The sequence below is a fragment of the Tardiphaga sp. 841_E9_N1_2 genome, assembly GCF_051811065.1.
Classification (GTDB): Bacteria; Pseudomonadota; Alphaproteobacteria; order Rhizobiales; family Xanthobacteraceae; genus Tardiphaga; species Tardiphaga robiniae.
This window is the reverse complement of record NZ_JBPWQC010000001.1, coordinates 4,830,693-4,845,339: the sequence shown is the minus strand read 5'-3', so window position 1 is coordinate 4,845,339 and position 14,647 is coordinate 4,830,693. Positions and strand designations below refer to the sequence as shown.

Sequence of the window (14,647 nt, the reverse complement as noted above, 5' to 3'; positions counted from 1 at the left end):
CTTTTATGATAGTTCCGTGACACTTGGATGACGGCACCAAGCATCTGTAAATGCTTTGTTTTTCTGCCTCCGCGGATAATTTTACCGTGCAAATGACAGCGAAAATGCCCTGCCATGAGGGTCATGCCAGGCCGTCAAAATCCGCCGTCACAGGGGTTAACAATATGTTTCAGCAGGCGGAATCCGGCCTCGCGCGCATGCGCGCGTATGACAGCCGCGGGCACGATATTGAGGGGGATCGGACGCAATGCCGCACCACCCGCCAGGGCTTTTTGACTGTCTGAGCGAAGCGCAGCGATGCGGGACCGCCCGAGGGCGGCCCTGACGGGCGCAGAAGAACGAAGGGAGTTTAAGGCGTCAGGACGCCGCGGAGGCGGGAGGCGCCGGCGGCGTCTTCACCTGCGGAAAGGCGGCGGTAAAAGTCGCGCCGTTCTTCGGCACGCTTTCGATCAGCAGCCGGCCGCGATGCCGGTTCAGGATGTGCTTCACCAGCGAGAGGCCGAGGCCCGTACCGCCCTGTGCGCGGCTGTCGCCGACATCGACCCGGTAGAAACGCTCGGTCAGGCGCGGCAGATGCTCGGGGGCGATGCCCGGGCCATAGTCCCGCACGGCGACGCGGATCTCCGGCACACCCTCCGAGGTCGACTCCGTGGTCAACGATACGTCCACCTTGCCACCGGATGCGCCGTATTTCAGCGCGTTCTCGATCAGGTTCTCGAACAGCCGAAGCAATTCCTCGCGATCGCCAGCGATGGACACCGGCGTCTCCGGCAGCGCCATTTCGATCCTGACGTTGCGCTCATTGGCCAGCGGCTCCAGCCCATCGCCGACCTGACGGATAATGGGGAGAATATCCACCAGCGTATCCGGCCGCACATGCGCCGACAGTTCGACGCGCGACAGCGACAGCAGATCGTCGATCAGCCGCGCCATGCGGGTCGCCTGCGCATGCATGATGCCGAGAAAGCGCTCGCGCGCCTTGGCGTCGTCCTTGGCCGGCCCCTGCAGCGTATCGATGAAACCGGACAGCGCCGCCAGCGGCGTGCGCAGCTCGTGGCTGGCATTGGCGACGAAGTCGGCACGCATTTCCTCGACACGGCGCAGCGGCGTCTGGTCGTGGAACGTCATGAGCATGCAGGTGTCGGTGCCGCCAAAGGCCGTCGGAACCGGCACCGGCGTGATCATCAATTCCATCCAGCGATCGACCGGAACGTGATCCAGATAAGTCGCGCGGCGCGGTTCGGTGGTGGCGATGGACTCGCGCAAGGCGGTGATGATCTCCGGCGAGCGCAGCGCGAATTGCGCCAGTTCGTTCTTGCGGAGTGCCGGCGCGAGCTGCGCCGCTGCGGCATTGAGATGGATGACGCGGCCGGCACGGTCGAGCAGCACGGCGGGATCGGGAATGCCGGCAATGATGGCGCGCACCGCGGGTGCCTCGACAGGATTGGCGGCCAGCGCCTCGTCGCGCGCCGTCACCACGTCATGCAGCCGCCACGGCACCAGCGCCGCGCCGGCGATACAGACGAACACGATGCCCGCGCGAACAGGCGACAACTCGCCGAAAAACACCAGTGCGGCCAAGGCCAGGCCGGCGGCCAGCAGGATGATCGCCGAATGCCGCAGCCGGTCCGGCCACGGCGAAAACATGGTCGATGGAGAAGCTTCAATGGCCATCTGAACCGGATCTCTTCCTGCTGCGAATGCGAACGTATATCAGGCGCCGGAGCGACCATGTTCCTTGAGCGGGTGGCCGACGCCGGGCTTGGCATCCGCCGCGACCGCCTGCAGCTTTTTCGATCGCGAACCGATAATAAGCTCGCGAAGCGTCAGTAACATGACTGATATAAAGAACGGCGCGAGGTAATAAAGCACCCTGAACAGCAGCATGCCAGCCAGCAGCTTTTCCTGATCCATCATTTCGAGGCCAACCAGCATGGCGGCGTCGAACACGCCAAGACCGCCGGGCGAATGGCTGGCGAAACCCAGCAAGGTGGCCGAGACGAACACCACCGCCACCACGACGAAACCGACGTCAGGCTCGGCGGGCACCAGCATGTACATCGCCAACGCACAGAAGCCGAGATCGATGATGCCGATGGTAATCTGCAGCAAGGTGAGCGGGCCACCCGGCAGTACCACCGACCATGGGCCGCGGCCGACGCTGCGCGGCTTCATCCAGACCCAGACCACATAGCCGACGAGGCCGGCGAGGATGATATAGGCCAGGATGCGGTTCATCCATGGCGGCACCTGGTTGATCGCGCTGGCCGCCTCCGGGTGATAGGCGATGCCCATGCCGAGCACCGCGAGATTGCCGAGCCAGAAGGTGAGGCCGGCGAGAAAGACGATCTTGGCGACATCGACGGCGCTGAGATCCCAGGCCGAATAGATGCGATAGCGCACCGCGCCGCCGGTGAAGACGCTGGCGCCGACATTGTGGCCGATGGAATAGCTGGTGAAGGCCGCCAGCGCGTTGATCCGGTACGGCACGTCGCGGCGACCGATCGTGCGCACCGCAAACCAGTCGTAGAATGTCAGCGTGAAATAGCCGGCGGCAACCGACAGCGCGGACAGCATGATCAGCCGCGGCTCGGTCTCGGTCATCGCCCGGAAAACGGCAGCAGCGTCGATGTTGCGCAGCTTGTGATACAGCATGTAGCAGGCGATGCCGATCACCGCGACGCTGATCAAGACACCGAGCTTGTGCAGGATTTGCTTCTCGCGCAGAAACGAGATCGCCCTGCGTATTGCTTCCAGCATCTCAACCTCGAATGCGATCCCCTGACCAGAGAGATCTGGACCAGGAAGTCAGACTAGCCTCGGCGGAACCGCCACATCAGTTGTCTCCGGCACAACCGTCGTAGCGCGTTTTGCGGCAAAGTGGAATTCGCCGGCTGTGAATAAAAACAAGCCACATCAGTATATTAGGTCAGTCCTAACAAACCACCAGCCTCTCGGGCGCATTCGCTGCGGCAAAATGCCGACGTCGTGACGCGTCTCACGTGACAATGAGGCTTTCGTGACCTCATGCCGCCGATTTGGCGGCGAGACGTTGATAAAAAAGACGGCAGCGGCATGCACCACAGTCCTCAGGTCGCGCGGGCCTGCTGCCTGACCACCACGATGTCGCGCAGCCACGATCCGATGGCGCAGCCGACGAGATAGAAGCCGAACAATGCGAGGCCGAGATCGAGCCAGTAGCCGAAGCGGCCGGGCACGACCTTGGCAATCGCGATGCCGACGATGACCGCGGCGATCACCGACAGGCGCTGGATCCAGACCCGCGACACCGAACGCCCGCGATAGACCACGGCGATCCAGCCCATGCAGAAGCCGATCAGGAACGCCCCGAGCAGCCAGCCCCAGTGAAACATCGCAAGATAGGTCATGGCGCTTGCCTCACGACGAATTCGATCCGGCGATTCTGCAGCTTGCCCTCGTCGGTATCGTTGGTGGCGATGGGTTGGGTGCTGCCGTAGCCGATGGTGGAGAAACGGTCCGCCGGCAGGCCGGCCTTCACGAGATATTCTTCGACGGCGAGCGCGCGCTTTTCCGACAGCGACTGGTTGAACGCCGCGTCGCCATCGCCGTCAGTGTGACCGGCGATCTCGACCCGGACATTGGGACAGCGCATGGCGATTTCCACGAGGCGATCGAGCAAGCCCGCGGAATCCACATTGATGCTGGCGCTGGAGGGCTCGAACCGGATGCGGCCCTTGGTCAGGTTCTGCGCAAAGAGCTGCTGGCACACGCTCGCATCGACCGGCGCCGCGGCGGGCTTCACCGATACTTCGGCCTTGGCCTGCCAACCCTGCGGGAGCTCGCGCGCCAGGCTTGCGCGTATCTGGTCCGCGGCCACTTCGTAGAGCGCGTCACCCGACAGCTTCACCTCGCGGTCGGACACCACCAGCGTGCCGGTCGACAGCCGCGACAGCGCACCCAGCGCCGTCGTCACCGCTGCGGCAAAACCGCCGGGCGCGCCGATGCTGGCCTTGAGGTTGTCGACGACCTTCTCATTGCCGAACTTGCGTCCGGCAGCCGACGCCAGCGCGGCGTGAATGGTGTTGTCCGGGACATAGCCGCTCAGCGTCAGCGTATTCGTCACCGGGTCCTTGTTGGCCTGGAACACATAGGGCGGCGCCTTGACGTCATTGGCTGCGACCGTGAAACCTTCCGGCAGATTCTTCAGCGCCGCCGCAATGGCTTCGCGGCCACCGAGATCGCGCGCCATGCCGGAGAGGCTGATATTGGTATCCGAAATCACCGCCTTGCCTTCCTTCAGCTTGGCGACCTGATCGAGCAAGAGCAAGGCTGCGGCATCAAACCGCGGCGGCGCGCCGCGCTTCAGACCCATGCGGTCGGAGACCTCGGTTCCGCTGAGTGCGGCGCGGGCCGCTTCCACGATGCGCGCCTTGCTGGCCGGCAATGGCGCGGTTCCCCACAGCGTGACGCGGACATTGTCGCGCTCCGCGACCCAGACGAACGGCTTGGCTTCCGCGACGAGGCGGGTTTCGTCATTGACCAGGCGAACGCCCGGCGTGGCCTCGACCGACGAGACCGCACTGCGGCGACCATCTTCGGAAAATGCTTCGGCAGAAAACGAGACGTCACGCCCGGCAACCGTGATCTGGCTCTTGTCGAGGATCGTGTTTTTCAGCGCCGCAGTACTGTGCGCCGTTAAATCCGTTTCAAGCGGAATCGTGCTAACCCAGGCAGCAACCGCCCAAAGGATGGCAAGCGGGATGAGCCCGGGCCACCATTTGGCACTCCACCTGTAAAATCCGTGCATTCGACGTCCTGCGGGTCTGGAAACAGAGAGAAAACAAACCCTTGCGGGACTGTCAAATTGAAATCAAGGCAAACCTCTGGCGTCGCCGCGGGTATTCGAATAACGCTTTGTTCAATCGTTTCTGATCATTTCCGTGGGTAGCATCAATTGCTCGGTCATACGATGAAGCAGATTCGCAACACGATTATTCGTGCCGGCCTGGATGCGCTGTATTTCAGTGGCGCCCACCGCGTGTTGCGACCAATCTTCGGCGGCGTGGGCACCATTTTCATGCTGCACCATGTGCGCCCTGCGCATGCCGGTCCGTTCCAGCCCAACCGCCACCTCGAGATCACGCCCGATTTCCTGCGCGCCACCCTCGCTTATCTGCGCGCGACCGACGTCGATATCGTGACGCCCGATGAAGTGCAGCGACGGTTGACGGAGCGGGATTTCTCGCGCCGCTTCGCCTGCTTCACCTGCGACGACGGCTATCGCGACAACCGCGACCATGCATTGCCCGCGATGCGGGATTTCGACGCCCCCTTCACGGTCTATGTCACCAGCGACTTCGCCTCCGGCACAGGCCGGCTGTGGTGGGTGGCGCTGGAGCGCATCGTCGCCAGGGCCGATGCGATCGAGGCCCCGATCGATGGACAGATGGTGCGCCTGGACACATCGACTCTCGCCGGCAAGGACATGGCGTTCGACCGCCTGCATGGCTGGCTGCGCGGATTGCCGGAAGAAGCGGATATCCGCCGCGAGGTCAGCGCACTCTGCGCCGCGCATGGCATCGACGAAGACGCGGTCAGCCGTGAGCTGTGCATGTCGTGGGACGAACTCAAACCTTTCGCCGCCGATCCGCTTGTGACAATCGGCGCGCATACCGTAAGCCACTGCAATCTCGCCAAACAGACCGAAGCGATGGTCGTGCATGAGCTGTCAGCCAGCCGCACCGATATCGAAAACGTTCTGCAGCGCCCGGCCGTGCATCTTGCTTATCCCTATGGCGACCGCTGCGCCGCGGGCACACGGGAATTCGCACTGGCGAAAAACGCCGGCTTCGAGACAGCCGTGACGACGCGCCCCGGCGTGATCGCCTCGGACAACTTCTCGCAGCTCACAGCGCTGCCGCGGGTCTCGCTGAACGGCAACTATCAGGACACCCGCTATCTGCCGGTGCTGACCTCCGGCGCGGCCACCGCGATGTGGAACGGCTTCCAGCGCGGCGGCGTCGGATAGTCTGGCCATGCGCCGCAAGCGAACTGCAGCCTTACTGGAGTCCTGCGCCCCGCGCCGGATCAGGCCGGCTTTTGCGGCAGATCGGTCTCCGGCGGAAAATACACGCCTGACATCGGATCGACCCAGCACAGATGCTCGTTGACGCGGGTTACGCCAGCCACATTTTCAGCAGCCACGACGATCGCCCGACGGACATTCTCGTCCGTGATGAAGCCGTCGATGTCCACGACGCCATCCTTCACCCGGACGTCGAGGCCGAATGGTGTCCATTCGTTATGCCTGAGCACAGCGACGATGCGACGGCGGATCAACGCATCACTCGACCCGACATCGGAGACATCGTGCATGAGATCGGCGATGGCTTCGACGAAATTCTGCCGGCTGACGATACCCACGAGCTTGTCGCCCTGCACCACCGGCACGCGCTTGATGTGATACTTCTCCATCACGTCGACAATATCGGCCAGACCGGTCTCCTCGGTCACCGTCCGGACCTCGCGGGTCATGATCTCATGCACCTTGCGGCCGGCTTCGCGGACATAATCGATGGCCTGCAGGCTGGGGCCACGCACGAATTCGAGCCAGCGCGGACGCTTGCGCTGCGTGCCGACCTCGTGCCGACGCAGGAAGTCCCGCTCGGTCACAATGCCGACCAGCTTGCCGGCCGCATCCACCACAGGCAATCCGCTGACGTGATAATCGATCATTAGCCGCGCAGCTTCGCTAATCGACGCGTCCGGCGACACGGTGACGAGCTTGCGGGTCATAATTTGATGGGCTCTCATGACACTCTCCCGTTGGGTTGAGGTCCGTTTGCTGGACGAACCAACGCGAGAAGCCTACGTCGGCCGCCGGTTCCGGCCTTGATCTGGGTCAACTGCAGCGCTTGTTGACTCGCCTTGTTGACTCCCCTTGCCCGCCGCCGCACACAATCGGTCCAACGACAAAACAAGCGGGAGGCGTCATGTTCACCAATCTGTTTTCGCTCGATGGCCGCATTGCACTCGTCACCGGCGGCTCGCGCGGCATCGGCAAGATGATCGCAGCGGGATTTCTCAGCCAGGGCGCGGCGAAGGTCTACATCACCGCGCGCAAGGCCGGCCCGTGCGAAGCCACCGCGAAAGAACTCTCCGCGCAATATGCCGGCGAATGCATCGCGCTGCCGATCGACATCTCGACCATGGCCGGCATCGAGATGCTGGCTGCCGAAATCAAGAAGCGCGAACCCAAGCTCGACATTCTCGTCAACAATGCGGGCGCTGCCTGGGGCGCGGACTTCGACGAATTTCCGGAGAGCGGCTGGGACAAGGTGATGACGCTGAACGTCAAGACGCCGTTCTTTCTGACCAAGGCACTGGCCGGGCCGCTGCGTGCAGCAGCCAGCGCGGACAAGCCCGCCAAGGTCATCAATATCGCTTCCATCGACGGCATCTTCGTCAATCCGATGGAGACCTATTCCTATGCGGCGAGCAAATCCGGCCTGATCCACCTGACGCGGCGGATGGCCGTCAAACTGATCCAGGATCACGTCGTCGTCACGGCCATCGCGCCGGGCCCGTTCCAGTCGGACATGAACAAGGCTGCACGCGACAATGCCGATGAAGTGGCGACCCGCGTGCCCGCCGGCCGGATCGGCACCGACGAGGACATGGCGGGCGCCGCGATCTATCTCGCTTCGCGCGCCGGCGACTACGTCGTCGGCGCCACCATCGCGGTGGATGGCGGCATCGTCTATGCGAATCCAGGCATCAAGGGCGACGGCTGGGATTGAGGTCATGCGCGCGCCGTCATTACGGCCCTCGGGGCTGCAATGACGCGCGATCGCTGCCGATCTATCAGCCCCGGCTATAAACTAAGCAATTAACCAGCGCCCGGCCTGCGAACGACATTTAGGCTGCAAAGCTATTCTGAAATAACCATCTGATTTATATAAATATAATATCCGGAATCATTCAACCGTCGCAGTTGTACACAATGGCACGCTGCTTGCTTTGTTAACCTCTGAGACATCCATGCCTCGGGGAGTACACGGCAATGGCGGACTCACTGCATACAACGGCGGTCCTTGCAGAACCCGGCCCGATCGCGGTCGACTGGGGCACGACAGCGCTCGTCATCATCGACATGCAGCGCGATTTCATGGAGCCCGGCGGCTTCGGCGAGACGCTCGGCAATGACGTCTCACAACTCGCCAGCGCCGTCGCCCCGATCGCCGCGGTCCTGAAAGCCGCGCGCGAAACCGGGATGATGGTGGTGCACACCCGTGAGGGGCACCTGCCCGATCTGTCTGACGCACCGCCCGCCAAGATCGAACGCGGAGCGCCGTCACTGCGGATCGGCGATCCCGGTCCGATGGGACGCATCCTCATTCGCGGCGAGGCCGGTCACGACATCATTCCCGCACTCTATCCCGTCGAAGGCGAGATCGTCATCGACAAGCCCGGCAAGGGCGCATTCTACGCCACGACGCTCGGCGCCGATCTCAAGGCGCGCGACATCGACACGCTGCTGGTCTGCGGTGTCACCACGGAGGTCTGCGTCAACACCACCGTGCGCGAAGCCAATGACCGCGGCTATCGCTGCATCGTCATTTCTGACGGCTGCGCGTCCTACTTTCCTGAATTCCACGAGATGGGCCTGAAGATGATCAAGGCCCAGGGCGGCATCTTCGGCTGGGTCGCCTCATCCGCCGCCATCCTTGAAGCAATGACACTTTCTGAAAATGCACCGGAGACTTCCAACAAACTTGCAGCAGGAGCATCACGATGAGCACGACCGCGGGGACGTTTTCTAAAGATTCTGCCGGCAAATCCGACTTCAAGCCCGCTCTATGGACGCCGGGCGACTGGAATGCGTTTTTCGGCTTCGGCACCAATATTCTCGTCAACATGCTGGTGCTGACCGGCCTGCTGCGCTTCGTGCTGAAGATGCCTGACAACATCGTGTTCGGACGCATCCTGCCGGCCATGGGCCTGATGATGTGCCTGTCCACGATGTACTACGCCTGGCTCGCCTACAAACTGGCGCAGAAGACCGGCCGCAGCGATGTCTGCGCGCTGCCCTCGGGCATCAGCGTGCCGCATATGTTCATCGTCACCTTCGTGATCATGCTGCCGATCTCGATCACGACCGGCGATCCCATCAAGGGCTGGGAAGCCGGCCTCGTCTGGGTGTTCTTCCAGAGCTTCATCCTGATGATCGGCGGCTTCATCGCGCCCTGGATCCGCAAGGTAACACCGCGCGCCGCGCTCTTGGGCACGCTGGCCGGCGTCTCCATCGCTTTCATCGCGATGCGCCCGGCGCTGGAAATGTTCATGACGCCGGTGATCGGCCTCACATGTTTTGCCATCATCATGCTGAGCTGGTTCGGCGGCTATAAATATCCCAAGGGGATTCCGGCCGGCCTCGTCGCGATCGGCGTCGGCATGGTGATCGCCTGGGGCTCCAATCTCTTTGGAGTCGGTATCGGCGGCGTCAGTGTCGCCGGGGTGAAGGCCGCCTTCACCAATTTCGGCTTCTCGGTGCCGATCCCGGCCTTCGATCACGTCTTCTCGGGATTCCAGTTCCTCGGCATCATCCTGGTCACCGCCATTCCCTACGGCATCTACGATCTGGTCGAAGCGATGGACAACGTCGAAAGCGCGGAAGCTGCCGGCGACGAATATCCGACCACCCGCGTGCTGACCGCCGACGGCGTCGTCTCGCTGATCGGCTGCCTGATGGGCAACCCCTTCATCAACGCGGTCTATATCGGCCATCCCGGCTGGAAAGCGATGGGTGGCCGGATCGGCTACTCGGCAGCAACCGGCCTGACGGTGATCGTACTTTCCTGGTTCGGCGTCATCTCACTGATGCTGGCCGTTATCCCTGTGGTCGCGATCTCACCGATCCTGCTCTATATCGGCATGTTGATCTGTGCGCAGGCGTTCGAGACCACGCCACGCGAACACGCGCCGGCCATCGCGCTTGCGTTGACACCGCATCTTGCGGCCTGGGCTACGGTGCTCTTGTCGGGCGCACTTGGCGCCGCCGGGATGAATTTCGGCGCGATCCATTCGCCCGAATTCATCGCCAAGATGGGACAGAACGGCGTGCTGTTCCACGGCCTTGAAGTCATGGGCGGCGGCTCGATCCTGGTCGGCCTGGTGCTCGGCGCCATCGCGGTGTTCGTCATCGAGCGCAAATTCCTCAATGCATCGGCCTTCGCGCTGGCCGGCGCGGTCCTGACCTATTTCGGCTTCATGCACGGCGAGGCGATCGGGATCGGCGGCGGATTGGGGGTGACGCCCGGCGTCGCTCTCGCTTATGCTCTCGTTGCAGCCGGGCTCTTCGCCGCGGACAAGTTCGGCGCAACCAGCCTGTCTTCTGTCCCGCAATCGGAGCCGCCACTTGCCGTGCCTGCTGAATAACATCGTCTCAACCTGCGGGTGGCACACCCGTGCCATCCGCAGCAGGTTCGCATCGTGAGTGAGTCCGTTCCCGAAACGATCGCCGCCATCGTCGCCGCGCATCGCGCCGGCACCGTCACGCCCGCACAGACAGTCGCCCGCAGCTATCAGCGAATCCGCGACCGCGGCGATACCGCCATCTTCATCACGCTCCGCGTTGAGGCCGAAGCGATCGCCGAAGCCGAGGCGCTCGCTGCGAAGGATCCCGCGACGCTGCCGCTCTACGGCGTGCCGGTCGGCGTGAAGGACAATATCGACGTCGCCGGTCTGCCGACCACCGCCGCCTGTCCCGCTTTCGCCTATCATGCAACACGCGATGCCAGCGCCGTGGCGCGGCTGCGCGCCGCTGGCGCGATCATCATCGGCAAGACCAATCTCGACCAGTTCGCGACGGGTCTGGTCGGCGTGCGCTCGCCCTATGGCATTCCCAAGAACGCGATCCGCGACGATCTCGTACCGGGCGGATCAAGCTCCGGCTCTGCCGTTGCTGTGTCCGCAGGCCTTGTGCCGCTGACGCTCGGCACCGACACCGCCGGCTCCGGCCGCGTGCCCGCCATGCTCAACAATATCGTCGGCCTCAAGCCGAGCCTCGGCCTAATCCCGACCGCCGGCGTGGTGCCGGCCTGCCGCACGCTGGATTGCGTGTCGATCTTCACACTCACGGTGGACGATGCTGTCGTCGCGCTCGACGTGATGGGGGGCTATGACGCGCATGATCCCTATTCGCGCAAGCGGGTGCCGGGTTCGGTCACGGACTTTCCGAAGGGCCTCAAGCTTGGCGTGCCGCGCAATGGCCAGCTGATCTTCTTTGGCGACAAGGCCTCGGAGAAAGCCTATGCGGACGCGCTCAAGCGCTGGACCTCGCTCGGCGCGACGCTGGTCGAGTTCGACCTCGAGCCGTTCTATGAGACCGCGCGGCTGCTCTACGATGGACCATGGGTCGCCGAACGCCTGCTGGTGATCCGCGACCTGCTGGCCTCTGCGCCGGATGCAATTCATCCGGTGACGCGCGAGATCACCATCGCCGGTGCACGCCAGAGTGCGACGGATACGTTTGCGGCCCTGTACAAGTTGCAGGAGCTGAAGCGTGTCGCCGAACAGGCTTTCACTGCTATCGACGCGCTGGTGCTGCCGACGGCGCCGACCGCCTATACGACGGCGCAGGTGCTCGCCAACCCCATCGAGCTCAATTCGCGGCTCGGCACCTACACCAACTTCGTCAACCTGCTCGACCTCTGCGGCCTCGCCATTCCCGCCGCCATGCGTGCCGACGGCATCCCGTTCGGCATCACGCTACTGGCGCCGGGCGGCGATGACGCCTTGCTCGCGAGCATCGGCCGGGTGTTTCATGCCGATACCAAGCTGCCGGTTGGCGCCAGGGCCCTGCCGCAGCCGGCGCTCGCGCCGCTCTCAACCGAAGTCGCCGCCGGCGAGATCGCGATCGCCGTGGTCGGCGCGCATCTTTCAGGCATGGCACTGAACGGCGAGTTGCAGGCCCTCAATGGTCGCCTGCTGAAAGCCACGACGACGGCGCCGGACTACAAGTTCTATGCGCTCAATGGCACGACGCCGGCGAAGCCCGGCCTGCTGCGCGTCGCGGAGGGTACGGGCGCGGAAATCGCCGTCGAAGTCTGGGCGCTGTCGGCAGAGGCTTTCGGCAAATTCGTTGCATCGCTTCCGCAGCCGATGTCGATCGGCACACTGACATTGTCCGACGGATCGAGCGTCAAGGGCTTTCTAGTGGAAGCCAAGGCGACGGAAGGCGCGCGGGACATCTCGTCGTTTGGCGGATGGCGGGCGTATATGGCAGAAAAAAAGTAGCCGCACGCAGCGTCGCTACTATTGAAACGCTGTCATGGCCGGGCTTGTCCCGGCCATCCACGTCTTCTCACGCACCGCAAAGACGTGGATGCCCGGCACAAGGCCGGGCATGACGGAGTTATCGTTGCGGACATCGCGTTTACGCCGCCCGGATATTCCCCATGAACCGATCGAGCTCGGCACGCAGCCGCGCACTCTCGCTCGACAGGGTCTGTGCCGAATTCAGCACCTGAGCCGACGCCGCGCCGGTTTCGGTCGCGCCGCGGTTGACGTCGACGATATCGCCGGCGACCTGCTGGGTGCCGTGGGCAACCCGCTGGACGTTCTGTGCGATTTCGCGCGTGGCAGCGCCCTGCTGCTCGACGGCGCTGGCGATCTCGGAGGCAATGCCGGAAATCTCGCCGATGGTGTTGCCGATCTGCTTGATCGCCGACACCGACTCCTGCGTCGCACTCTGCATGCCGGCGATCTGGGTCGAGATTTCCTCGGTTGCCTTTGCGGTCTGGCTGGCCAGCGACTTCACTTCGGAGGCCACAACCGCGAAGCCGCGGCCGGCATCTCCGGCACGCGCGGCCTCGATGGTCGCATTGAGCGCCAGAAGGTTGGTCTGTTCCGCGATCGCCGTGATGAGATCGACGACGTCGCCGATGCGCTGTGCGGCGCGCGACAACTCGCCGATGCGGGCATCGGTCTGCTGCGCCTGCACGACTGCGCTATCCGCGATCTTGCTGGAGGTCTGCACCTGACGGCCGATTTCATTGACCGACAGCGAGAGCTCCTCGGTTGCAGTCGCCACCGACTGCATGTTGGAGGAGGCCTGATCCGATGCACCGGCGACGCGGCTCGACAATCCCTCGGTGGTCTCGGCGGTGCGCGTCAGCGTACCGGCTGCGGTTTCCAGCTGTCCGGCCGATGCCGACACGTTCGAGACGATCGCACCCACGGCGGCCTCGAAATCGTCGGCAAAGCGGATGAGTTCGGCACGGCGCGCCGCTCCGGCCTCGCGGCTTTGCTCTTCCTGCGTAGCGGCATCCCGCTCGGCCTTCGCGATGGCCTGCACCTTGAACTCTTCCACGGCGGACGCCATGTCGCCGAGTTCGTCGCGGCGGCCAAGACCTGGCAACACGACCTCGAAGTCGCCGGCTGCGAGCTTGCGCATCGCTGCGCACATCGCAATCATCGGACCGGCAATGCTGCGGCCCAGCAGCAGCGCAAGGATGGCACCGACGATGAAGCCGCCAACGCCCAGCACCATCACCTGGCGCTCGGTATCGTGGATCGTGGTGTCGGATTCGGTTTCAAGACGCTGCTGATCGGACAGCAGATCCCCCTTCATCGCCGTCGACAGCTTGGTGATCGCTCCCGCCGTCTCCGACATTTCCTGAACGAGACCGTCGACCTTCTTGGTGTTCTCAACGAACTTGACGAAAGCATCAGCGTAGAGCTTCGTCTCCGCGGTGATCTCCTTCACCTTGTTGTTGATCTTGTCGTCATTGGCATAGATCGTCGCAAACGAGTTCTGCAGGAACTTGATGCGAGCCGTTGCGGCATTCGAGGTCTTGTCCTCGGCCTTGCCGATATAGGTGTTCACGAGCGAGGTCGCGGTGATGAACTGGGTGGTGATTTCCTTGACCTGATCCTGCACGGAGGCAAGTCCGGCCATGGTCGCGGTATCGCCGAGATCATCGATCTTGTTACGCAGCATCAGGCTGGTGCGCGACAACTGGGTCGAGGCGATGGCGTCGTTCTGTCCCTTGACCGTGAGAATGTCGGCGAACACCTTGGTGAACGTAATGAATTCGCGGGACAGCTTGGTGATCTTGTCGAGCCGCGCGGAGTCCTTGGTCACCTTCATCGACTGGTCGATGGCGTCCTTCAGACTTGTTTCCGCAGCCTTCGCTGCCTTGGCGTCCGCTTCATTGCTGGTGAGGACGTAATAGCGCGTTAGCGCCTGATAGGAGGTCAGTTCGCGGTCGATATTGCGGGCCAGACCGGACTCCGCAACGCTGGTGCGATACGACACCACGCCGGCCGAGATGCGCTCGAAGCCGACATAAGCGAGCACCATGCTGAGCGCGGAGATGGCGAGTACGGCCGCAAAGCCCAGCGTCACCTTGGCGCGGAACCTGAGGGCAGGAAACTTAAAAGAAGCCGGCTTCTTCCGGACAAGCGTCGTCGTTGCCACGTGGGGCCCCCGTTCATCACTCCCAACATCCCGGTCATCGCGTGCAAGCACACGCAAAGCCGATGCCCAAACCTACGGCACATTGGCTAAGGACGAGTAAACGGATACCGGAACTTCTGGAGGTTGCGCGGCAGGCGAACAGGACTGTCATTCCGGGGCGGGCCGACGCCGTAGGCGGCGGGA

General features: G+C 63.3%; 11 protein-coding genes. 5 read left to right on the top strand and 6 right to left on the bottom strand.

All coding sequences use genetic code 11. From position 1 onward, the window contains the following. Window positions 1-357 precede the first annotated feature (357 nt). From AB8A50_RS23235 to AB8A50_RS23220, 4 genes are all read right to left on the bottom strand, one after another. Window positions 358-1,674 carry an ATP-binding protein gene (locus AB8A50_RS23235; protein ID WP_439079031.1) on the bottom strand — a complete coding sequence of 439 codons (1,317 nt, stop codon included), beginning with the start codon at window positions 1,672-1,674 and terminating at the stop codon, window positions 358-360. Window positions 1,675-1,713: 39 nt separating this feature from the next. Beyond that, window positions 1,714-2,760 carry a lysylphosphatidylglycerol synthase domain-containing protein gene (locus AB8A50_RS23230; RefSeq protein ID WP_089266758.1) on the bottom strand — a complete coding sequence of 349 codons (1,047 nt, stop codon included), beginning with the start codon at window positions 2,758-2,760 and terminating at the stop codon, window positions 1,714-1,716. Window positions 2,761-3,089: 329 nt separating this feature from the next. Next, window positions 3,090-3,389, bottom strand: a complete 300-nt coding sequence (locus AB8A50_RS23225) for a hypothetical protein (protein ID WP_068737611.1) — start codon at window positions 3,387-3,389, stop codon at window positions 3,090-3,092. After that, the gene (locus tag AB8A50_RS23220) at window positions 3,386-4,789 is read right to left on the bottom strand and encodes an OmpA family protein (RefSeq protein ID WP_439079029.1); all 1,404 of its coding nucleotides are present in this window, start codon (window positions 4,787-4,789) and stop codon (window positions 3,386-3,388) included. The genes AB8A50_RS23225 and AB8A50_RS23220 overlap by 4 nt, the downstream gene beginning before the upstream one ends. 162 nt (window positions 4,790-4,951) lie before the next feature. Here AB8A50_RS23220 and AB8A50_RS23215 point away from each other — a divergent pair, with 162 nt between their 5' ends. Beyond that, entirely contained in the window at window positions 4,952-6,010 is a 1,059-nt protein-coding gene (locus AB8A50_RS23215; RefSeq protein ID WP_439079028.1) for a polysaccharide deacetylase family protein, read from the top strand. Window positions 6,011-6,069: 59 nt separating this feature from the next. Here AB8A50_RS23215 and AB8A50_RS23210 read toward each other — a convergent pair whose 3' ends face one another. Then, window positions 6,070-6,795, bottom strand: a complete 726-nt coding sequence (locus AB8A50_RS23210; protein ID WP_439079027.1) for a CBS domain-containing protein — start codon at window positions 6,793-6,795, stop codon at window positions 6,070-6,072. A gap of 179 nt (window positions 6,796-6,974) precedes the next feature. Between AB8A50_RS23210 and AB8A50_RS23205 the strand changes: the two genes are divergently transcribed. The 4 genes from AB8A50_RS23205 (at window position 6,975) to atzF (ending at window position 12,279) form a co-directional block, all read left to right on the top strand. Next, on the top strand, window positions 6,975-7,781 hold the full coding sequence (locus AB8A50_RS23205) for an SDR family oxidoreductase (RefSeq protein ID WP_068737620.1): 807 nt from the start codon (window positions 6,975-6,977) through the stop codon (window positions 7,779-7,781). Between the two features lie 263 nt (window positions 7,782-8,044). Beyond that, a complete protein-coding gene (locus AB8A50_RS23200; protein ID WP_093758048.1) occupies window positions 8,045-8,779 on the top strand; it encodes a cysteine hydrolase family protein in 735 nt (244 codons plus the stop codon). Continuing rightward, entirely contained in the window at window positions 8,776-10,419 is a 1,644-nt protein-coding gene (locus AB8A50_RS23195; protein WP_439079026.1) for a regulator, read from the top strand. The genes AB8A50_RS23200 and AB8A50_RS23195 overlap by 4 nt, the downstream gene beginning before the upstream one ends. Before the next feature lie 54 nt (window positions 10,420-10,473). Beyond that, complete coding sequence (gene atzF / locus AB8A50_RS23190) at window positions 10,474-12,279, top strand: allophanate hydrolase (protein WP_439079025.1); 1,806 nt, start codon at window positions 10,474-10,476, stop codon at window positions 12,277-12,279. A gap of 139 nt (window positions 12,280-12,418) precedes the next feature. Here atzF and AB8A50_RS23185 read toward each other — a convergent pair whose 3' ends face one another. Continuing rightward, window positions 12,419-14,464 carry a methyl-accepting chemotaxis protein gene (locus AB8A50_RS23185; RefSeq protein WP_439056899.1) on the bottom strand — a complete coding sequence of 682 codons (2,046 nt, stop codon included), beginning with the start codon at window positions 14,462-14,464 and terminating at the stop codon, window positions 12,419-12,421. Window positions 14,465-14,647 lie beyond the last annotated feature (183 nt).